This is a genomic window from Sphaerisporangium sp. NPDC005289 (assembly GCF_040607455.1).
Lineage (GTDB): Bacteria > Actinomycetota > Actinomycetes > Streptosporangiales > Streptosporangiaceae > Sphaerisporangium > Sphaerisporangium rhizosphaerae.
Genome location: NZ_JBEXGS010000023.1, coordinates 123186 through 143446, shown reverse-complemented (window position 1 = coordinate 143446; position 20261 = coordinate 123186). Strand labels below are relative to the sequence as shown.

19 protein-coding genes and 1 pseudogene are annotated in these 20261 nt (G+C 72.8%); 1 reads left to right on the top strand and 19 read right to left on the bottom strand.

The genetic code is table 11. The features are described from left to right. Positions 1-21 precede the first annotated feature (21 nt). On the top strand, positions 22-825 hold the full coding sequence (locus ABZT47_RS31775) for an SAM-dependent methyltransferase (RefSeq protein ID WP_354850326.1): 804 nt from the start codon (positions 22-24) through the stop codon (positions 823-825). Between the two features lie 117 nt (positions 826-942). On the opposite strand, the gene ABZT47_RS31770 is transcribed toward ABZT47_RS31775, so the two are convergent. The 19 genes and pseudogenes from ABZT47_RS31770 to ABZT47_RS31680 form a co-directional block, all read right to left on the bottom strand. Next, entirely contained in the window at positions 943-1386 is a 444-nt protein-coding gene (locus tag ABZT47_RS31770; protein WP_354850323.1) for a hypothetical protein, read from the bottom strand. Positions 1387-1492: 106 nt separating this feature from the next. Next, positions 1493-1990: a hypothetical protein gene (locus ABZT47_RS31765; protein WP_354850321.1), complete on the bottom strand. Its 498-nt coding sequence runs from the start codon at positions 1988-1990 to the stop codon at positions 1493-1495. A gap of 2 nt (positions 1991-1992) precedes the next feature. Beyond that, positions 1993-2181: a hypothetical protein gene (locus ABZT47_RS31760; RefSeq protein WP_354850319.1), complete on the bottom strand. Its 189-nt coding sequence runs from the start codon at positions 2179-2181 to the stop codon at positions 1993-1995. After that, positions 2182-2250: pseudogene (locus tag ABZT47_RS31755) on the bottom strand (hypothetical protein); the annotation flags it as partial. A gap of 142 nt (positions 2251-2392) precedes the next feature. Next, positions 2393-3313, bottom strand: a complete 921-nt coding sequence (locus ABZT47_RS31750; protein WP_354850316.1) for an NADP-dependent oxidoreductase — start codon at positions 3311-3313, stop codon at positions 2393-2395. 84 nt (positions 3314-3397) lie between these two features. Then, entirely contained in the window at positions 3398-5716 is a 2319-nt protein-coding gene (locus ABZT47_RS31745; protein ID WP_354850314.1) for a hypothetical protein, read from the bottom strand. Positions 5717-5760: 44 nt separating this feature from the next. Then, complete coding sequence (locus ABZT47_RS31740) at positions 5761-6630, bottom strand: DivIVA domain-containing protein (protein ID WP_354850311.1); 870 nt, start codon at positions 6628-6630, stop codon at positions 5761-5763. A 48-nt stretch (positions 6631-6678) separates the two neighbouring features. Then, positions 6679-6969, bottom strand: coding sequence for a YggT family protein (locus tag ABZT47_RS31735; protein WP_354850308.1), 291 nt, complete (start codon positions 6967-6969; stop codon positions 6679-6681). A gap of 85 nt (positions 6970-7054) precedes the next feature. After that, on the bottom strand, positions 7055-7564 hold the full coding sequence (gene sepF, locus ABZT47_RS31730) for a cell division protein SepF (RefSeq protein WP_354850305.1): 510 nt from the start codon (positions 7562-7564) through the stop codon (positions 7055-7057). A gap of 106 nt (positions 7565-7670) precedes the next feature. Beyond that, entirely contained in the window at positions 7671-8381 is a 711-nt protein-coding gene (locus ABZT47_RS31725; protein ID WP_354850302.1) for a YggS family pyridoxal phosphate-dependent enzyme, read from the bottom strand. 205 nt (positions 8382-8586) lie between these two features. Then, positions 8587-10014 carry a cell division protein FtsZ gene (gene ftsZ / locus ABZT47_RS31720; RefSeq protein ID WP_354850299.1) on the bottom strand — a complete coding sequence of 476 codons (1428 nt, stop codon included), beginning with the start codon at positions 10012-10014 and terminating at the stop codon, positions 8587-8589. 236 nt (positions 10015-10250) lie between these two features. Beyond that, positions 10251-10922: an FtsQ-type POTRA domain-containing protein gene (locus tag ABZT47_RS31715; RefSeq protein ID WP_354850297.1), complete on the bottom strand. Its 672-nt coding sequence runs from the start codon at positions 10920-10922 to the stop codon at positions 10251-10253. Further along, positions 10919-12328, bottom strand: coding sequence for a UDP-N-acetylmuramate--L-alanine ligase (gene murC, locus ABZT47_RS31710; protein WP_354850295.1), 1410 nt, complete (start codon positions 12326-12328; stop codon positions 10919-10921). The genes ABZT47_RS31715 and murC overlap by 4 nt, the downstream gene beginning before the upstream one ends. Next, entirely contained in the window at positions 12325-13416 is a 1092-nt protein-coding gene (gene murG, locus ABZT47_RS31705) for an undecaprenyldiphospho-muramoylpentapeptide beta-N-acetylglucosaminyltransferase (protein WP_354850292.1), read from the bottom strand. Before murG ends, murC begins: the two co-directional genes overlap by 4 nt. Then, the gene (ftsW, locus tag ABZT47_RS31700) at positions 13413-14771 is read right to left on the bottom strand and encodes a putative lipid II flippase FtsW (protein ID WP_354850289.1); all 1359 of its coding nucleotides are present in this window, start codon (positions 14769-14771) and stop codon (positions 13413-13415) included. The genes murG and ftsW overlap by 4 nt, the downstream gene beginning before the upstream one ends. Next, on the bottom strand, positions 14768-16168 hold the full coding sequence (gene murD, locus ABZT47_RS31695; RefSeq protein WP_354850286.1) for a UDP-N-acetylmuramoyl-L-alanine--D-glutamate ligase: 1401 nt from the start codon (positions 16166-16168) through the stop codon (positions 14768-14770). The genes ftsW and murD overlap by 4 nt, the downstream gene beginning before the upstream one ends. Beyond that, positions 16165-17223, bottom strand: coding sequence for a phospho-N-acetylmuramoyl-pentapeptide-transferase (gene mraY, locus ABZT47_RS31690; protein ID WP_354850283.1), 1059 nt, complete (start codon positions 17221-17223; stop codon positions 16165-16167). The genes murD and mraY overlap by 4 nt, the downstream gene beginning before the upstream one ends. After that, a complete protein-coding gene (gene murF, locus ABZT47_RS31685; RefSeq protein ID WP_354850280.1) occupies positions 17220-18593 on the bottom strand; it encodes a UDP-N-acetylmuramoyl-tripeptide--D-alanyl-D-alanine ligase in 1374 nt (457 codons plus the stop codon). Before murF ends, mraY begins: the two co-directional genes overlap by 4 nt. 109 nt (positions 18594-18702) lie before the next feature. Then, positions 18703-20220, bottom strand: coding sequence for a UDP-N-acetylmuramoyl-L-alanyl-D-glutamate--2,6-diaminopimelate ligase (locus ABZT47_RS31680; RefSeq protein ID WP_354850385.1), 1518 nt, complete (start codon positions 20218-20220; stop codon positions 18703-18705). Positions 20221-20261 lie beyond the last annotated feature (41 nt).

The window sequence follows — 20261 nt, the reverse complement described above, 5'->3', positions numbered from 1 at the left end:
ACGACACCGACGGAGACCGCCTTGGCCGACCTGGACCCCTCCATCCCCGCGGACATCGACACCACGCGGCCCAGTGTCGCCCGGATGTACGACTACTACCTCGGCGGCAAGGACAACTACGCGGTGGACCGGGCCGCCGTGGACCGCGTGGAGCAGGCCATGCCCGAGATCCGCCTGCTCGCCCAGGAGAACCGCGCCTTCCTGCGCCGGGCCGTGCGGCACATGGCCCGCCAGGGCATCCGCCAGTTCATCGACATCGGCTCCGGTCTGCCCACCGCCGGCAACACCCACGAGATCGCCCAGTCGGTCATCCCCGACGCGCGCGTCGTCTACGTCGACCGCGACCCCATCGTCCTCGCCCACGGCCGCGCGCTGCTGGCCACCGACGGCAACACCCGGGTCGCCGGCGCCGACATGCGCAACCCCGAGGGCGTCCTCGGCCACCCCGACACCCGCGAGCTCATCGACTTCGACGCCCCCGTAGGCGTCCTGCTCATCGCGATGACGCACTTCCTCACCATGGAGGAGCGGGAGGGCATCATGGGCACCCTGTACGACGCCCTGGCCCCCGGCAGCCACATCGCGGCCACGCACGTCACCCGCGACGGCCACTCCCGCGAGGCGGTCGAGAAGATCGAGTCGGTCTACGCCGCCACCCCCACGCCGATCTACTTCCGCGAGCACGCCGAGGTCGCCCGCTTCTTCGACCGCTTCGACCTGGTCGAGCCCGGCCTGGTCACCATCGACGCCTGGCACCCCGACCCCGACGACCCCGCCCCCGCCGCCACCAAATGGCTCTACGGCGCCGTCGCCCGCAAAGGCTGACCTCTCGCCGGTCCCGTCGCCCTTCCTCCGGCCGCGGCCCACAGGCTCCCCATCAGAGGCCCGCGGCGAACCGCGCCTCCGCTCGACCACACGGCGGGCGGATCGGCGCCGCACACGTCACTTGTACTTCCCCGTGATCGTCCACCAGCAGTACTCAAGCCCCCAGCGCACCCGGCGGACCGTCGCCCGGACCCACAACCATGCCGGTAGCCGCATGTGCGGGACGAAGATCCAGACATCTCCGGCGACCCTGCGGGCATGCTCCCTGACGTCCGTATCGGGGCTGTGCAGCAACGTGTGAAGCACTTCCAGCGCCTCCCGGCCGACCTCACCGGTCAATCGCACCTTGTGGCTCAGAGCCGTCAGCCCCTGCAGGCGGACCTCCCTGCTGCCGGAGCGCATGGCACGCACCACCAGCGGCTCGACGCCATGCGCGTCCGGTACGCACAGGGACAACCCCATGACCGCGACCCCGACCAACGGCTCACCCCGCTCGAACGCGGCCTCGACCTCCGCCGGATCGTCACACCCCATGAGATCGGCGCTGTTCTCCCAGTCCAATCGCCTCTTCTCCCAGGTCCGCGAGCCGGCCGATCCTCATGTCGTCATGGCTGTACGGCGCCGTGGCGCGCAAGGTACGAGAGCGGGCTCACAGTTCGAAGGGTCGCTAGTGCCGGCCGTACGGGCTCCTGAAGTCGGGTTCCACGAAGAGTCCGGAGGCGCGGACCTCCTGGATGGCACGGCCGCAGTCGCACGCGCTCTCTATGTACATGTAGTAGTCGTATCCGAAGTGCACCCGAAACCGATCGTCATCCTCTAGTTTGCACCAGAAATGCTCGCGCAACACGTGCTGCGCCACGTCGATGGACTCGTCTAGCGACAGCCGGGCGCCCGACCTGACGTGGTCGGGACCTTTTCCATCCTGCCCGGGTTCGAATTCCCGGACCCGGAGTTCCCGCACGGACGAGTCGCGCGCGAAGAGCCTGATCGCCTCAAGGTACGCCGCCTCCGTCTCCGTGTAGCCCTCCATTCTCAGGACGGCACCGCCGAAACTCCTGCCCACGTCCGAGCTCGATGTCCACTCATCGCCGAGGAACCGTCCCCGATCATCACGAAGCCGCGGATCATACTTTGTGACCCTGAACCCATACACGGTCCATCCCATTGCTACCAGTGCACCCAGGTCTTTCCCTCGTCGTCGTACGTGCCCAAGAGCGTGACCATTCCGCCCGGGTCACGGCGCAGACGGCACTCACCGTCGGCACCGTAGACCATGGAGGTGCCTTGGCCGTTGACAGTGGCTCTGGCGAGTTCCCCGAGTTCGTTCCACTCGAAGGTGGCCGCTTCGCCTGCCACCGTGCGCGTCCTCAGTTGCCCGGCGTTGTCGTAGGTATAGGTGTCGGTACGACCACCGGGCCGTTCAATGGAGGTGACGGCGTCGGGGCGGACCGCCGTGGCGCCGGAAGCGAGGTAACGATAGACGGCCGCAGCCCACCGGCTCCGTATCAGCGGTCCACAGCGAACCGCGCTTCCGCTCGGCCATGCGGCGGGCGAGGCAGGGGGGCGGTCAGAGGGTGAGGACGATCTTGCCGCGGGTCCTGCCGGACTCGTTCAGCCGCCACGCCTCGGCCGCCTGCTCCAGCGGGAGCGTGTGCTCCACGTGGGTGGTGACCTTGCCGGCGTCGGCCAGTTCGGCAAGCTCGGCCAGGCCTGCGGAGTCTGGGCGCACCCACAGCAGGTGGCCGCCGTGCTTCTCGGCCTCGCCGCTCGCGATGGACACGATGCGCTCGGGCCGCCGCACCAGGGGCAGAGACGTCTCCACCGCGTCACCTCCCACGAAGTCGAGGACCGCGTCGACGCCGTCCGGGGCCAGGCCGCGTACCCGGTCGGCCAGCCCCTCCCCGTAGGTGACGGGTTCGGCCCCCAGGGAGCGCAGGAAGTCGTGGTTGCGCTCGCTCGCGGTGCCGATGACGCGGGCGCCGAGCGCCACGGCGATCTGCACCCCGAACGCGCCGACGCCTCCGGCGGCGGCATGGACGAGCACGGTGTCGCCGGGTCCGACGCCGACGCGCCTGAGCGACTGGTAGGCGGTGAGCCCGGCGAGCGGCACCCCGGCCGCCTGCTCCCAGCTCAGGGAGGCGGGCTTCGCGGCCAGCATCCGCACGTTCGCCGCGACGAGTTCGGCGTAGGCGCCGTTCTGCGCCCAGTCTTCGCGGATGTAACCGTAGACCTCGTCGCCCACCGTGAACTCCCCGGCGTCCATGCCGACCGCTTCGACGACCCCCGCGACGTCCCAGCCCGAGATCAGGGGGAAGCGGACCTCCATGACCGGGTCGAGGTAGCCTGCCGCGAGCTTCCAGTCGACGGGGTTGACGCCCGCGGCCTTCACCCGGACCAGCACCTCAGCGGGGCCGACCTTGGGCTCGGGCATCTCGACGACCTGGAGGTCATCGGCCGACCCGTACTTGTCCAGCGTGATCGCTTTCATGATCGTCAGGATACAAGTACGGCCCGTGACGCTCCCGCGGGCCCTCCGGGGTGGTCCCGGCCTGTGCCCGCACTTTTACGGTGGTCAGTAGTGTTCGCACACCGAGCAGTGGGTGAGGCCGGTTGCCTCGGCGTCGTCACGCGACATCGTCTCGAGCGTCGCGGGGTCGGAGCCCTTGATCAGCGGGCAGGCGGCGCTGTGGTAGCGCCGGGTGCCCGGGATGACCTTGACGATGCCCGGCCGGGGACGCTCCCCGCTCTTGCCTGACGTGCCTGATGTACCGCCCGCCTTCGACGTGCCGGAGGCGCCGCCCGCCTTGGACGTCCCAGAGGTACCGCCCGTTTTGGACGTCCCGGCCTGCGCCCCGCCCGCGCCGCCCGAGTCGCCGCGCTCGTCCGCCGCGGCCGAGGCGCCGGCGGGCTTGCCCGAGGTCGTGACCGAGGGACCGGCCGGCTTGCCCGAGGTACCGGCCGGCCTGCCGGAGGTGGCCGTTGAAGCGCCGCCACGTTCACCGGAGCCGTCGTCCGTCGCGGCCGGCCCGCGCCCCTCGCCGGAGGCGTCGCCGGCCGGGCGCGCGGCGGCCTTGGCCTGCTGCCGCTCGGCCTCGGCGGAGCCGATGGCGGGGAACATCGCGGTGTCGGCTCCGTCGTCGTCGGACGGGTCGTCGTCCCTGGCCGGGGCGCCGCTCCTGGCGCCCGCCGGGGAGCCGGTGGACGGCTTGGCCGCGGACTGGGCGGCCGGCTCGGGAGCCTCGCGGTCCGCGGGCCGCTCGCCCGCCGCCGGCTTCACCTCGCCCGCCGCCTTCGTCCCGGACGTCGCCTTCGCCCCGGACGTCGACGCGCCGGCCGCGTCGCCGGGCCGCCGCTCCTTATCGTCCTTCGCCGGGGCGCCGCTCTCTCGCATCTTCGCGGGGACGCCTGTGCCGCCGGTCCCGCCGGTGCGCGACGGCGAGCCGACCACGACCACGGACCCGTCGTCGCCGCCGGATCGGCCGGAAGAGGCGGCCGAGGAGGCGGGCGCGGTGGAGGCTCCGGAGCCGCCCGAGGAGGCGGGCGCACCGGAGCCGCCGGACGTGCGGCTCTTGTCGTTGTCGTCCTTCGTGCCCTTGTCGTCCTGGTCCTTGCCGTCCCGGGTGGTGCCGGAGCCGGACGCGGAGGCGGCCGACGGCTTGGCGGGCGGCGCGCCCGGGGACGTGGAGGGCTCGCTCGTGGATGTGGACGGCCCGCTCACCGGCTTGGCGGAATCGGGACGCCTGAACGCCTGGAACGGCGTCGAGGCCTCCGGGACCACCGGCGGCACCGGCAGGGGCACCGAGGGCCGGGAGGAGGCGGTGGACGGGCGTGCGGCGGCGGAGTCGGAGGCCCCGGGCCGGGTGGGAGCCCCGGCGGGCCCGGGGGACTGGTCGTCCCGGTCCTTCTGCTCGCCGCGGAGATGGGACACCGGCCGCGTCTCGTCCGAACGGTAGCCCGGCGCGGACCGCGTGGACTCCCCCGCCGCGGACCCACGACCGGCCCCCGGCCCGCCGGAGAGGCTGCCCGGCTCGGGTCTCGAAGAGGACGGACGGCCGGGCTCGGCGCGGGAGGAGGTCGCGGCGGCGGCCGCCTCCTCGGAAGCGGAGGCGTCGGACGGTCCGGGGCCGTCGAACGGCTCGGAAGCGTCGGACGGCTCGGGAGCGTCGGACGGCTCAGAAGCGTCGGACGGCTCAGAAGCGTCGGACGGCTCAGAAGCGTCGGACGGTTCTGAGGGCGAGGCGGAGGGGCGGCTGGAGGCCGTCGTGGTGAGGCGGCCGGAGGTGGGGGGTGCGGGGGGCTTGTAGCCGTCGGGGAGGCAGGTGGTGCAGGCGGTGAAGCCTTCCTCGCGCGCCTCCTCGTAGGTGAGCTCCTCGGTGTCGCGCCCGGCGAGCTGGCGGCAGCCGGGCAGGTGGAACCGCTTGCGCCCCGGCACGACCAGGACGATCGCCTCGGGGGACGGCCCGCCTCGCGCGCCCGCGGCGGCCGGCCCCCGGGGCGGCCCCGGCATGGGGAAACCCCTCGGCGGAGCCATGGTGGTCGTCTGGCGCGCCATGTGCGGCGCGGCCATGGGGGTGGCGAGGGGCGAGGAAGGCCCGCGCAGCGGGCTCCCGGGCATCGCTCCGGGACGGTCGGAGACCACCGTCGCGGTGCGCCCCATCACGCCACCGCCGACGCCAACGCCCACCGGAGGCATCGGCGGAACCAGGTCCGCCGGCCTGCCGCCGGATGGGAACAGCTCGTGGCGCCGCAGCAGCGCCCCGATCATCAGGAAGAGCGCGGACAGCACGCTGACCACGATCGACCACATGACCAGAACCGCTGTTCCGGTCACCACGCCCGCGACCAGAAGGCCGAAGGCGAGGACGACCAGAATGGCGCTGACGTAGATCACAGGTGCTCCCAGACGCGGGTCGGTGACTGCCCTGACCCGTTACCCTAACGGCGGTCGTTGTGCGGGCCGTCAACTCCCTGGAAGGCGCCGGAGTGCTGCGCGGGCTCGGGGGCGAAGGGGTTGCCAGGGTTGCCCTGCAGCTGCTGCGGGCCCCCCTGCTGGACCGCGTGGGACATGGCCGGAGCCCCGCCCATCTGCGCGCCCACGACGGGGAAGGCGCCGCTGCCCTCGGCGGAGACGTTGAGCTCGGCGAGCTGGTTCTCGAGGTAGAGCTTGAGCCTGCTGCGGTACTCGCGCTCGAAGCTGCGCAGCTCCTCCACCTTGCGCTCGAGCTCGTCGCGGGTCTGCACCAGCGAGCCCATCGCCTGGCGGTGGCGCTCCTGAGCGTCGCGCTCGAGCGTCTCGGCGCGGGCGCGCGCGTCACCGATGATCTGCTCGGCCTGGCGGCGGGCCTTGCCGAGGACCTCGTCGGCCTCGCGGCGGGCGCGGGTCACCGTCTCGTCGGCCTCGCGGCGGGCGTCGGCGATCGCCTGGTCGGCGGTCTGCTGCGCAAGGGCGAGCACGCGGGCGGCGGTGTCCATGTTGTCCTCGGCCGGGGGCATGCCCATGGCCACGGGCACCGGCTCGGGCCTCATCGGCTCCGGCGGCTTCATCGGCTCCGGCTGGGGCATCATCATCTCGGGCTTGGGCTCGGCGACCGGGGCCGGCGCCATGCTCATGCCCATGCCACCCGGCACCTTGCCACGCAAGCACTCGGTGAGCTTCGCCCGGAGCTCCTCGTTCTCCTGGATGAGGCGGTCGAGCTCGGCCTCGACCTCGTCCAGGAAGGCGTCAACCTCTTCCTCGTCGTACCCCGGCCTGAGCCGGGTCGTACTGAACTGCTTGTTCCGCACATCAGCGGGCGTCAGCGGCATTTCGGTCTCCTTGGCGCGCTCGGAGTCTGTCCGGGGGACGGTACCCGATCAAAAAGGAAGCGCGGACACGATTTGGATCATGACCAAGACCACAATGAACAGCACTGTGAAGCTTAGGTCAAAGGCCACCGTACCCAACCGGAGGGGCGGAATGAAACGGCGGAGGAACTTGAGAGGTGGATCCGTCGCCGTGTACGTGGCCTCCGCCAGCACCAGGACTACCCCCCGGGGGTGCCAGGAGCGGGCGAACGCCTGCACCGCATCAAAGATCATTCTGCCGATCAGCAGGACCAGGTAGATGGACAGGACGGTGACCAAGATGTCGCTAACGATCCCCACGGTCGCGCCCTGCCTCCTCCATCCCGATCTGCCGATCTCGGTCCGGGTGGGCCATGTATGGCCGTTCACTGCTCATGGTGGAACTCTAGCTCTGGTTGAAGAACCCTCGTTCCGCGATTCGGGCCTTGTCCTCGGCGGTCACCTCGACATTGGCAGGGGACAACAGGAACACCTTGTTGGTAACACGTTCAATGCTGCCATGTAGGCCAAAGACCAGACCTGCCGCGAAATCAACAAGACGCTTCGCGTCGCTGTCGACCATTTCAGTCAGATTCATGATGACAGGTGTGCCCTCGCGGAAGTGCTCTCCGATGGTGCGCGCCTCGTTATAGGTGCGGGGGTGCAGGGTCGTGATGCGCGCCAGATCGGTCGTACGGCGCTCCACGACCGCCGCCCCCGCACGAGGGGCCGGAACAGGGCTTTCAACCTCTTCCTGGCCCTCTTGGGGCGTTCCAAGCACCCGCTCGTCGCCGCGACGCCGCTCGACGTAGTCGTCGGTGTAGTCGTCGTCATCGGGGTAACTGCCGTAATCCGGGTAGCGGTCGTCCTCCACGAGACCGAGGTAGACCGCCATCTTGCGCATCGCGCCGGCCATCGCTACGTCGTCCTCCTGCTCATGGTCGCCGCACCCAGGGCAACCTAAGGCACCGCTGTCGACCTCTGCTCGGATCTGTGGACATCATGGTCCACTCGGGGGGACATTACCTGACGAAGGGCTTGCGGCGACCGAGCAACGCCGTACCGACACGCACGAGTGTCGAACCATGGGCTATCGCGTGGTCCAGATCTCCGCTCATGCCCGCCGAGATCACCGTCGCTTCGGGGTGGTCCGTCCGCAGATCGGCTGAGATCTCCGCGAGCCGGGCGAACGCCCGGCCGGGATCGCCGCCGAGGGGGGCGACGGCCATCACGCCGCCGAGGACCAACCCCTCGGACGCCGCGACCGCCTCGGCGAGCGCCGCGACCCCCGAGGGGAAGACGCCTCCCCGGCCCGGGTCGTCGTCCAGCGCGACCTGCAGCAGGCAGGTGACCCGACGCCCGGCCCCGGCGGCGGCGCGGCTCAGCGCCTCGGCCAGCCGCGGACGGTCGACCGAGTGGACCACGTCGGCGTAGGACACCACCGACCTGGCCTTGTTGGTCTGGATCTGGCCGACGAAGTGCCAGGTCAGCGGCAGGCCGGCGCACTCGCGGGCCTTGGGCGCCGCCTCCTGGTCGCGGTTCTCGCCGACGTGCGCGACGCCCAGTGCGGAAAGGAGGCGCACGTCGGAGGCAGGATAGGTCTTGGTCACCGCGACGAGGGTGACCTCCTGGCGGGCGCGGCCGGCCGCCGCGCAGGCGGCGGCGATGCGGCGCTCGACCTCGGTCAGGCCCGCCGCGATCTCGTCGCGGCGCGTGGTGTCGGGGTTGTTCACGAGGGGGTTCGATCGTTTCGCGGTGTCGGGGCGCGCGGAGGGCCGCACGCCGGCGGAGGTCCGGCGGGGCGCGGAGCGCTCACCGCGGCCGCACGGGACGGGGCCGCACGGGACGGGGCCCCACGGGAGAGGGCGGCCACCGGGCCGGGCCGGCGAGCGGCACGCGCCACCACTCCCCCACAGGGACGGACGGCGCGCGCCGGGCTCACTTCAGGAAGTCGGGGACGTCCAGTTCCTCTTCCGGCTCCTCGAAGACCACCGGGCGGCGCCGGGCGGGCTCGGAGACGCGGGAGGTGATCGGCGTCGGCGGCTCGGGAGCCGGCCGCGGGATCGAGACCGGCCCCTGGGGCTGCTGCTCGGCCTGCGCGACCGGAGCGGCCTGCGAACCCTGAGTCTCGGCCGCGGCGGGCTCGCGGGTGAACGGCGTGGCGGCCGGCACGGAGGAGGAGACCGCCGCGTCGGCGGCGGGCGCCGGGTCGGGCACCGCGGCCGGCTGCGCCGAGGGCAGCGGGCGCACCGGGGCGGGGCGCTGCTCGGCCCGCGGCGGCTCGTTCTTGGGCGCGCTGAAGGCCGAGGCGGCCGGTCGTGCGGGCGGTGCGGGCGGTGCGGGCGCCGCCGGGGCGGGCGTGGGGCGCGAGGCCTGCTGGGGGCGCGCGGCCGGCTGGGGCGCGGGCTTCTCCGACGGCGCGACCTCGTCGAACCCGGCGGCGATCACCGTGACGCGCACCTCGTCGCCGAGGGCGTCGTCGATGACCGTGCCGAAGATGATGTTGGCGTCGATGGCGGCGGCGTTGGACACCAGCTGGGCCGCCTCGTTGATCTCGAACAGGCCGAGGTCGGAGCCGCCGGCGATCGACAGCAGCACGCCGTGGGCGCCGTCGATGCTGGCCTCCAGCAGCGGGCTGGACACCGCCATCTCGGCGGCCGCCACCGACCGGTCGTCGCCGCGCGCGTGCCCGATGCCCATGAGCGCCGAGCCAGCGCCGGACATGACCGACTTCACATCGGCGAAGTCCAGGTTGATCAGGCCGGGCGTGGTGATGAGGTCGGTGATGCCCTGCACACCGGACAGCAGCACCTGGTCGGCCGCCTTGAAGGCGTCCAGGACGCTGACCTGGCGGTCGGAGATCGACAGCAGGCGGTCGTTGGGGATCACGATGAGGGTGTCCACCTCGTCGCGCAGGGTCTCGATGCCGGCCTCGGCCTGCATCGCCCGGCGCCGGCCCTCGAAGCTGAACGGCCGGGTCACGACGCCGATGGTCAGCGCGCCCAGCGAGCGGGCGATGTTGGCCACCACGGGCGCGCCGCCGGTGCCGGTGCCGCCGCCCTCTCCGGCCGTGACGAAGACCATGTCGGCGCCCTTGAGGACCTCTTCGATCTCCTCGCGGTGGTCCTCCGCGGCCTTGCGCCCGACCTCGGGATTGGCTCCCGCGCCGAGGCCGCGCGTGAGCTCGCGGCCCACGTCCAGCTTGACGTCGGCGTCACTCATCAGCAGCGCCTGGGCGTCGGTGTTGATGGCGATGAACTCGACGCCCTTGAGTCCCTCCTCGATCATCCGGTTCACGGCGTTCACTCCGCCGCCGCCGATGCCGACGACCTTGATGACCGCGAGGTAGTTCTGCGGTGCTGCCACGACGAGGGGCCTTTCCGCTCGTTTACTTGCATTACGTGAAGCCCGAAACGGTGCCGGACCTTCTTGTTTAACTCTCACCCTCAAGTTGAGATTTAGAGTTATGTCAACCTGAGGAATGATACGGACAGTAGGGTTGCCCCTCCCCCAGGGTCAACTCACCGCGCCGCAAGCTCGTCCGGCGTGTCGCGGCCTGTCCCTTTTCGCTCCTGCCGGAGCCCGTCGGGCGGCGGGGCCCGTCACTGGACCGTCACGACATCGGGCGAGCTGACGTCATAGGCGTCCGCGGGGCGTCGCAGCAGCGTGAGGGCCACCCGGGCCTTGTCCTTCGTGCGCTCGGCACCACCCCACATGATCGTACGGCCGTCGCCCAGACGCAACGACACGTCCTGTGTCGTCGTCGCGCGGATGGTCTGCACCTGGCGGCGCAGGTCGGGCGGGAGCCCGGCCGCGACCGCCAGAGCGGCCCTGGTAGCGGGGTCGCCGGGGACGAAGCGGTCGACGTGCAGCGAGGGCAGCCCCGCCGGCGCGGCATCCCCGGTCTCGATGACGACGCCGTGCCGGTCGACCACCTCGGCCCGGCCCGCCACGGTCACCACGGCCACCGGCCGGCGCTGGACGACGCGGACCTTCAGCGTGCCCGGCCAGGCGCGCTCGACGCTCACCGACTCGATCTGCCGCAGCCCGGCGACGCGGCGGCGGACCTGCTCGAGATCGACGGTGGCCAGCGGCTGGCGGTCGGGGACCGCCGCCGCCCGCCGCACCTGGTCGGCCGCGGTCCCCGTGGCGCCCGACACCGCGACGCGCTGGACGCCGAGGACGGGCGAGAAGAACACCAGCCAGGCCGCCGCACCCACCACCGCGAAGGACAGCAGGACGACGAAGGCCGTTCGCCACGCCGGATGGCTCACCGCGAGGCGAGCTCGGCGACGATGTGCGGGCCGAGCTCGGTGACGTCGCCGGCGCCCATGGTGAGGACGATGTCGCCGGGACGCGCCCGCTCGGCCACCAGGGCGGCGACCGCGCCGCGGTCGGGCGCGTAGGCCACGCGCCCGGCCGGCAGCGGCACCTTGCCCGCCACCAGCGCCCCGGAGACGCCCGGCTCGGGGTCCTCCCGCGCGCCGTAGACGTCGAGCACGATGGCCTCGTCGGCCAGCCCGAGCGCGGCGCCGAACTCCTCGGCGAAGAAGCGGGTGCGGGAGTACAGGTGGGGCTGGAAGACCGCGATCACCCGGCCGGACGGCCCGGAGAAGGTCGCCACGACGTCGCGCGCGGCGCGCAGGTCGGCGGCCAGCTCGGTCGGGTGGTGGGCGTAGCTGTCGAAGACGGCGACCCCCGCGGCCTCGCCCTTGGCCTCGAAGCGGCGCTTGGCGCCGGTGAAGGCGGCCAGCCCGTCGCGGAACTCGTCGAACGGGACGCCGAGCTCCTCGGCGACGGCCAGGGCCGCGGTGGCGTTCAGCGCGTTGTGGCGGCCCGGGACGACCAGCCGCACCTCGCCCCTGCCCTCGACGGTGCACACGACGCCGAACCCGTCGGGGGCGATGCCGGTGACCCGGAAGTCGGCACCCTCGGACTCGCCGTAGGTGCGCACGCGCAGGTCGCGGGCACGGGCGAGCGGGATCAGCGCCGCGGCGCCCGGGTCGTCGGCGCACACCACCAGGACCGAGCCGATGCGCTCGACGAAGCGGGCGAAGCTGTCGTACACGGCCTGCGGGTCGCCGTAGTTGTCCAGGTGGTCGGCCTCGACGTTGGTGACCACGGCCACCTGCGGGGCCAGCATGAGGAAGGAGCCGTCGCTCTCGTCGGCCTCGGCCACGAAGACCTCGCCCGCGCCCTCGTCGGCGCCGAGCCCGGTGGTGACGAGCTGGCCGCCCACGCAGTAGGACGGGTCGCGCCCGCACTTCTGCAGGGCGACGGTGAGCATCGAGGTGGTGGTCGTCTTGCCGTGGGTGCCGGCGACGGCGATGCCCGTGCGCCCGACCATGACGGCGGCCAGCGCCGCCGCCCGGGGGATGACGCGCAGCCCCTGGCGCAGCGCCTCGCCGAGCTCGGGGTTGGAGTCGCGGATGGCCGTGGAGACCACGACGGTGTCGACGTTCTTGATGTGGGAGGCGGCGTGGCCGACGTGGACGATGGCGCCCAGCTCGCGCAGCTCGGTGACGAGCTGGGAGCTGCGCGCGTCGCTGCCGGACACCGCGACGCCGCGCTTGAGCAGGATGCGGGCGATGCCGGACATGCCGGCGCCGCCGATGCCGATGAAGTGCACCCGGCCGAGCTCGGTGGCGGCGACCGGCTCGATCAGCTTGACCAGGCTCATCGGCGGCCTCCGGCCGAGATGACCTGCATCACCTTGCGGGCCAGCACCGTGTCGGCGTCCTTTCGTCCCATGCGTGAGGCGGCCTCGGACATGCGCACCACGCGTTCGGGGTCGCGCAGGACGGGCAGCACGTGCTGGAGGATCCAGTCGGCGGTCAGGTCGGCGTTGTCGACCATCATCCCTCCCCCGGCCTCGACGATGGGGGCGGCGTTGAGCCTCTGCTCGCCGTTGCCGTGCGGCAGCGGCACGTAGGCGGCCGGCAGCCCGACGGCGGTGAGCTCGGCGCAGGTCATCGCGCCGCTGCGGCACAGCACGAAATCGGCCGCGGCGTAGGCCAGGTCCATGCGGTCGACGTAGGGCAGCACCACGTACTGCGGGTCGCCGGGCGGCGGCTCGACCTCGATGGTGTTCTTCGGGCCGATGACGTGCAGCACCTGGACGCCCGCCTGGCGCAGCACGGGCGCGCTGGCGAGTGCCGCCTCGTTGACGGCCCGCGCCCCCTGGGACCCGCCGAAGACCAGCAGCGTCGGCCGGTCGTTCTCCAGCCCGAAGTACGACCTGGCCTTGTCGCCGGTGGAGAGCCGGTCGAGCGCGACGATCTCGCGGCGCAGCGGGATGCCGACGTACTCGGCGTGCGGCAGCGAGGCGTCGGGGTGGCCGGTGAACACGTGCTCGGTGAGCCGGGCCCCGAGCCTGTTGGCCAGGCCCGGGCGCGGGTTGGCCTCGTGCACCACGATGGGCAGCCCGCGCCTCCTGGCGCCGAGGTAGGCCGGCGTGGCGACGTAGCCGCCGAAGCCGACCAGCACGTCGGCCTGGACGCGGTCCATGATGCCGGCGGCCGCGTTGATCGCCCCGGCCAGCCTGCCCGGGACCGTGAGCAACTGCGGCGTGATGGCGCGCGGCAGCGGGACCGCGGGCACCAGCGCCAGCTCATAGCCTCGCGCGGGCACCAGCCTGGTCTCCAGCCCGCGCTCGGTGCCGAGGCAGGTGATCCCGATGCCCGGGTCCAGCCTGCGCAGCGCGTCGGCCAGCGCCAAGGCGGGTTCGATGTGACCGGCCGTGCCGCCACCTGCGAGGACCACCCTCATGTCGGTCCTTTCAAATCCGCGTGCCTCGATGTCGGCCTGCGCCGCTCGGGACGACGGACCCCCGCCGGTGGGCGACCCAGGCCAAGCCAGCTTAGAGCCCTCGCCAGGGGCCCGGGTCCACGAGCGGCCAGCGCGTCCGCCGCGCCGGGCTCGCGTTTGGCGAACGACAGCAGCATGCCGAGCGCCGCGAGCGTGGGCAACAGCGCCGAACCGCCGTAGGAGACCAGGGGCAGCGGGATGCCGGTGACCGGCAGCGCGCCGATCACCGCGCCGATGTTCACGATGGCCTGACCTGCGATCCAGGCCACGGCGGCCGAGGCCGCCAGCCGGATGAAGGGGTCTTTGACGCGGGAGGCGACGCGCAGGCCGGCGTACCCGAGGAGGCCGAACAGGGCGATCACCACCAGGGTGCCCATCAGGCCGAGCTCCTCGCCCAGGATGGAGAAGATGAAGTCGCTCTCGGCGTGCGGCACCCGGCCCCACTTCTGCCTGCTGCTGCCCAGGCCCAGCCCGAACCAGCCGCCCGAGCCCATGGCGATCTGCCCCATGGCCGCCTGGTAGCCGGCGCCCGAGGCGGTGCCCCAGACGTCCAGCCAGCCCTCGATGCGCTCGGAACGGTAGCCCTCGACGCTGATCATGATGACCGTGGCCATGGTGAGCAGGGCCAGGACGCCGCCGAACAGCCGCAGCGGCGCCCCCACCACCCACAGCAGCGCCAGGAAGATGAGCATGAGCACGACGGTGGTGCCGAGGTCGCGTCCCACCATGACGAGGATGGCGATGATCGCGGTGCCGGGCATGAGCGGCAGCAGGAGCTGGCGCCACTCGATCATGCCGCCCTTGGCCCGGCGCGCGAGCAGGTCGGCGCCCCACAGCATCAGGCCGAGCTTGGCGGGCTCGGACGCCTGCAGGGAGAACCCGCCGATGTCGAGCCACCGCTGGGCGCCCAGCTCGGTGCGGCCGAGGAAGATCGTCATGATCAGCGCGATGATCGAGATGGCCATCAGCGGGTAGCCGGCGAGCCGGAAGAACCGCGGCGGCAGGCGCGAGCAGACCCACATGAGCGGCAGCCCGATGCCGACCGACATCGACTGCTTCAGAAACCAGTAGAACGGGTCGCCTTTGACCTGCAGCCCCTTGATGCTGGATGCCGACAGCACCATCATCAGGCCGAGCGCGAGCAGCAGCGCGCTGCACCCGAGCAGCAGGTAGTAGGAGGTCAGCGGCCGGTCGAGCAGCCTGCCGAGCGCGGCGAGCCGCTCGTGCCCCCACCCCCGGCCCTCATCGCCCGCGCCGGGAGCGGACCCGGCGGGAAGGCCCTTGGCGCCGCCGGGGGCGATCGTGGTGTCGCTCATCGCACGCCCGAGGTCGCCAGGCGGTGGACGGCTCGCGCGAACGCCTCCCCACGGGCCCCGTAGTCGGCGAACATGTCCAGCGAGGCGCCGGCGGGGGCGAGCAGCACGGTGTCCCCGGGGGAGGCGAGCCGGGCGGCTTCGGTGACGACACGGTCCATGACCCCAGTGTCTTGCCCTTCGACCTCCACGACCGGAACATTCGCCGCGTGTCGCGCCAGTGCCTCACGAATTCGTGCCCGGTCGGCGCCCAGGAGCACCGCTCCGCGCAGCCGGCCCGCCGCGCGGCGCACCAGTTCGCCGACGTCGGCGCCCTTCAGAAGGCCGCCGGCGACCCACACGATGGAGGGGTAGGAGGCCAGCGACGCCGCGGCGGCGTGCGGGTTGGTGGCCTTGGAGTCGTCGACGTAGTCGACCTCGCCCACCCGCGCCACGTGGGCGATGCGGTGCGGGTCGGGCACGTAGTCGAGCAGGCCCTGCCGTACGGCGGCGGCGGGGACGCCGTGCGCGCGGGCCAGCGCCGCCGCGGCCAGCGCGTTGGCCACGTTGTGCGGCGCGAACGGCCGGACGTCGGCCAGGGTCGCGAGCTCCTCGGCGGCGTGCAGCGGGTCCTCGACGAAGGCGCGGTCGACCAGGAGGTCCTCCACGACGCCGATCTGCCCGCGGCCGGGCACCCCGAGCGTGAACCCGGCCGTGCGCGGCCCGCCGCCCACCGGCCCGTCCGCCGCCGCGGCGTAGGGGGCGGCCAGGCGGGTGGACCAGGCGTCGTCGGCGTTGTGGACCACCACTCCGGCGCGCTGGTAGATGCGGCCCTTGACCCGGGCGTACTCCTCCATCGAGCCGTGCCAGTCGAGGTGGTCGTCGGCGACGTTGAGTACGGCCGCGGCGCTCGGCGCCACGGTGGAGGACCAGTGGAGCTGGAAGCTGGACAGCTCCACCGCCAGCACGTCGTAGGGCTGCGCGACGGCCTCGATGATAGGGGTGCCGACGTTGCCGACCGCCGCGGCGGCGTGCCCGGCCGCCCTGAGCATGGTGGTGAGCATGCGCACGGCCGTGGTCTTGCCGTTGGTGCCGGTGAGCGCCAGCCAGGGCGCCGCGCCGGCGGGGCGGCGCCGCCAGGCCAGCTCGACCTCGCCGATCACCTCGACTCCGCGGGCCGCGGCCTCCACCAGCAGCGGCTGGTCGGGCCGCCAGCCGGGCGAGGTGACCACCAGGGTGGTGCCGGCGGGCAGCTCGCCGCCGAAGCGGACCTCGGCCCCGAGGGCGGCCAGCTCGGCCGCCGCCGCCCGCTGGCGCTCGCCGTCGCGGGTCTCGACCACCACGACGCGTTCGCCCGCCTGGAGCAGGCTGCGCGCCGCCGCCGCTCCCGAGACCCCGAGACCCGTGACGCAGATGGTCATGCCTTGGGCATCCACTCGACGTAGAACAGGCCGAGCCCTGCGGCGGCGCACAGGCCGGCGATCAGCCAGAACCGGACCACGATGGTGGTCTCGGCCCAGCCCTTGAGCTCGAAGTGGTGCTGGAGCGGGGCCATGCGGAACACCCGTTTACCCGTCATCTTGAAGAACCCGACCTGGATGATCACCGAGGCGGTGATGACGACGCACAGGCCCGCCAGGATGAACAGCAGGAACTGCGTGCGCGTGGTGATCGCCAGGCCGGCCAGCACCCCGCCGAGGGCCAGGGAGCCGGTGTCGCCCATGAAGATCTTGGCCGGGGGCGCGTTCCACCACAGGAAGCCGACGAGCGCGCCGAGGACGGCGGCGGCGACCACGGCCAGGTCGAGCGGGTCGCGCACCCAGTAGCAGTTGGGGCCGAGCTGGTTCAGGCAGCTGTTGCGCAGCTGCCAGTTGCCGATCAGCACGTAGGCGGTCAGGACGGCGCCGGTGGCGCCGCTGGCCAGGCCGTCGAGGCCGTCGGTGAGGTTCACCGCGTTGGAGAAGCCCACGATCATGATCAGCACCCAGATCGTGAACACGACGATGCCGATGGAGGGCCCGAAGTCGCGCAGGAACGACAGGCGCGTCTCGGCGGGCGTGATCGAGTAGTTGTTCTTGAACTGGACGACCAGCACCGCGAAGATCGCGCCGACGATGAGCTGGCCGAGGGCCTTGGCGCCGCTGCGCAGGCCCAGGCTGCGCTGCTTGTAGATCTTGATGAAGTCGTCCAGGAACCCGACCGTGCCGAGGCCGGCCATCAGGAACAGCACCAGCACGGCCGAGGCCGTCGGCGGGGTGAGCGTGGCCAGGTGGGAGCAGGCGAACCCGATGAGCGCGGCGATCACGATGACCGTGCCGCCCATGGTGGGGGTGCCGCGCTTGTCGTGGTGGCCCGAGGGCCCTTCCTCGCGGATGTTCTGGCCATAGCCCCGGCGGCTGAACAGCCGGATGGCCAGGGGGGTGCCGAGCATCGACAGCAGCAGCGCCACCGCGGCGGCGACGAGGATGTCCCTCATCGGGCCTCACCGCCGAGCAGGACCTGCGCGACCTTCTCCAGGCCCGCGGCGCGCGGGCCCTTGATGAGCACCGCGTCGCCGGGCGCGAGCCTGGCCGCGAGCTCCGCGGCGGCGGCGGCCGCGTCGGGCACGTGGACGGCCGGCGCCCCCTTCGCGCCCGCCAGGACCGGCCAGGGAGCCTCTCCGACCACCCACAGCCCTTCCAGGCCCGCCCGCGCGGCGACCCGGCCGACCTCCTCGTTCAGCTCGTCGCTCTCGTCGCCCAGCTCGCGCAGGGAGGCGATCACGGCGTACTTGCGGCGGTCCTTGCCGAGCACGCCGAGGGTGTCGAAGGCGGCACGCATGGAGTCGGGGTTGGCGTTGTAGGCGTCGTTGATCACGGTGACCCCGTCGGGGCGGTCGGTGACCTCCATGCGCCAGCGGCTGCGCGGCTCGGCGGCCGACAGCTCCTCGGCGATGGTGGCCACCGGCAGGCCCAGCTCGTAGGCGGCCGCGGCGGCGGCCAGCGCGTTCTCCACGGCGTGCGCCCCGTACAGGCGCAGCCGCACCTCGGCGGTGCCGGAGGGGGTGCGCAGGGTGAACGCGGCCCGGCCGCGCTCGTCCAGCCGCTCCTCCTCGGCCCGCACGCCGGCCTCGGCCGAGCGCCCGAACCAGGTGACGCGGGCCTGGGTGCGGTCGGCCATCGCGCGCACGAACGGGTCGTCGGCGTTCAGCACGGCCACCCCGTCGGCGGGCAGCGACTCGGGCAGTTCGCCCTTGGCCTTGGCGATCTGCTCGCGCCCGCCGAACACGCCGAGGTGGGCGGTGCCGACGTTGAGCACCACGCCGATCTTGGGCGGGGCGATGCGCGCCAGATAGGCGATGTGGCCCTCCTCGCGGGCACTGAGCTCCAGGACCAGGAACCTGGTGCCGGAGTCGGCGCGCAGCACGGTGAGGGGGTGGCCGATCTCGTTGTTGTAGTTGCCGGCCGGGGCGATGGTGGGACCCATGCGGCCGGTGAGCCGGGCCAGCAGGTCCTTGGTGGTGGTCTTGCCCGCCGACCCGGTGACGCCGACGACGGTCGCGTGCGGCAACTCGGCCACCGTCGCCGACGCCAGGTCGGCGAGCGCCGTCACGACGTCGGCCACGACCACGCAGGGCACGTCCAGCGGCCTGCTCGCCAGCACGGCGACCGCGCCGGCCTCACAGGCCTGGGCCGCGAACTCGTGACCGTCGGCCCGCTCTCCCCTGATCGCCACGAACAGCGAACCCGGCTCGGCCGCGCGCGAGTCGATCAGGACGGGCCCTCGGACCACGGCGCGGGGATCGGCCTTGCCCGCCAGGGCCCCCGAGGTCACCTCGGCGATCCTCGCCAGCGGCAACGGGATCATTCGTCTTCCCTACTCTCCATACAAGCTGTCCGTGCGTGTCGGGATGGACCGGCGCCTCGCACGGGGCGCCCGGCCCGGCTTTCACATCAGCCTCGCACAAGCACAACGATCACATGCGGTCCCGTCTGCGGATGGCCTCCGCGACCACCTGCCTGTCGTCGAACGGCAGCACTTCATCGTCGACGTACTGACCCTGCTCGTGCCCCTTGCCCGCGACGACCACCACGTCGCCGGGACCGGCCCGGCCGACGGCCAGGCCGATGGCGGCGGCCCGGTCGGGCTCGACGATGACGTGCGCGCGCTCGCGGCGCGGCACCCGCAGGACGCCCTCGAACATCGCGGAAATGATGCGGAGAGGATCCTCCGAGCGGGGATTGTCGCTGGTCAGCACGGCGACGTCCGCCAGGCGTGCCGCGGCCTCGCCCATCATGGGGCGCTTGCCCCGGTCGCGGTCGCCGCCGCAGCCGAGGACGACGATCAGGCTGCCCGAGGTGACCTCGCGCAGCGCCCGCAGCACCGACTCCACGGCGCCCGGTTTGTGGGAGTAGTCGACGATGGCCTGGAAGCCGTCCGCGCCCGGCACGCGCTCCATGCGGCCGGGGACGCCGGTGACCGTGCCCACGCCGTTCACGGCGGTCTGCAGCGGCACCCCGGCCTCGACGAGGGTGACGAGCGCGCCCAGGGTGTTGGCGACGTTGAACGGGCCCGGCAGGGCCACCGACACGTCGGCCTCGACGCCGCCCGGGCCGATCACCCGGAAGGTGCTGCCGTCGGAGCCCAGGCGCACGTCCTGGGCCCGCCAGTCGGCCTCGGCGGCCCCGGCGGCCGAGAAGGTGGTGACCGGCACCTTGGCGATGCCCACCAGCTCCCTGCCGTGCTCGTCGTCGATGTTGACGACGCCCGCCCGGCACAGCTCGGGGGTGAACAACCGCGCCTTGGTCAGGAAGTAGTCCTCCAGGTCGCGGTGGAAGTCCAGGTGGTCCTGGGAGAGGTTGGTGAACAGCGCCACGTCGTAGGAGGCCCCGTCGACCCGGCCCAGGGCCAGGGCGTGGCTGGAGACCTCCATGGCGGCGGCGGTGACGCCGTCCTCGCGCATGAGGGCGAGCAGCCCCTGCAGGTCGGTCGCCTCTGGGGTGGTGAGGGTGGGCGGGAAGGTCGTGGCGCCGACGTGGATCTCGACGCCGCCGATGAGGCCGGTGCTGTGCCCGGCCGCCCGCAGGCCCGCCTCCAGCAGGAACGTGGTGGTCGACTTGCCGCTGGTGCCCGTCACGCCCAGCAGCAGCAGGCCGGAGGAGGGCTGCCCGTACACCCAGGCGGCGACCCGGCCCAGCACCGAGCGGGGGTCGGGCACCACCAGCACCGGCACGCCGGTCGCGACCGCGGCCTCGCGGCCGGTGGGGTCGGTGAGGATCGCCACGGCGCCGGCGGCGACGGCGGCGGCGGAGAAGGCCGCGCCGTGCGCCGTGGAGCCGGGCAGGGCGACGTACAGATCGCCGCGCTGGACCTGGCGGGAGTCGATGGTGACGCCGGTCACCGCGGCGAGCGGCGCTCGGGGGCCGCCGGAGGGCGCGCCGAGCATGGCCGCCAGGCCGGACAGCGGGCGGACCGGGCAGGACCTTGGACGCATGGACGACGGGGGACGCACGGGCGAGAGCGTACCTTCCCCCG

Excerpts from the sequence above, each read along its gene's own strand:
- murG (WP_354850292.1), bottom strand. The coding sequence starts at position 13,416 with ATGAGGGTGGTCCTCGCAGGTGGCGGCACGGCCGGTCACATCGAACCC.
- murC (WP_354850295.1), bottom strand. The coding sequence starts at position 12,328 with ATGAGCCTGGTCAAGCTGATCGAGCCGGTCGCCGCCACCGAGCTCGGC.
- murF (WP_354850280.1), bottom strand. The coding sequence starts at position 18,593 with ATGATCCCGTTGCCGCTGGCGAGGATCGCCGAGGTGACCTCGGGGGCC.
- ABZT47_RS31750 (WP_354850316.1), bottom strand. The coding sequence starts at position 3,313 with ATGAAAGCGATCACGCTGGACAAGTACGGGTCGGCCGATGACCTCCAG.
- murD (WP_354850286.1), bottom strand. The coding sequence starts at position 16,168 with ATGACCATCTGCGTCACGGGTCTCGGGGTCTCGGGAGCGGCGGCGGCG.
- mraY (WP_354850283.1), bottom strand. The coding sequence starts at position 17,223 with ATGAGGGACATCCTCGTCGCCGCCGCGGTGGCGCTGCTGCTGTCGATG.
- ftsW (WP_354850289.1), bottom strand. The coding sequence starts at position 14,771 with ATGAGCGACACCACGATCGCCCCCGGCGGCGCCAAGGGCCTTCCCGCC.
- ABZT47_RS31765 (WP_354850321.1), bottom strand. The coding sequence starts at position 1,990 with ATGGGATGGACCGTGTATGGGTTCAGGGTCACAAAGTATGATCCGCGG.
- ABZT47_RS31740 (WP_354850311.1), bottom strand. The coding sequence starts at position 6,630 with ATGCCGCTGACGCCCGCTGATGTGCGGAACAAGCAGTTCAGTACGACC.
- sepF (WP_354850305.1), bottom strand. The coding sequence starts at position 7,564 with ATGGCCGGCGCGATGCGCAAGATGGCGGTCTACCTCGGTCTCGTGGAG.
- ABZT47_RS31680 (WP_354850385.1), bottom strand. The coding sequence starts at position 20,220 with ATGCGTCCAAGGTCCTGCCCGGTCCGCCCGCTGTCCGGCCTGGCGGCC.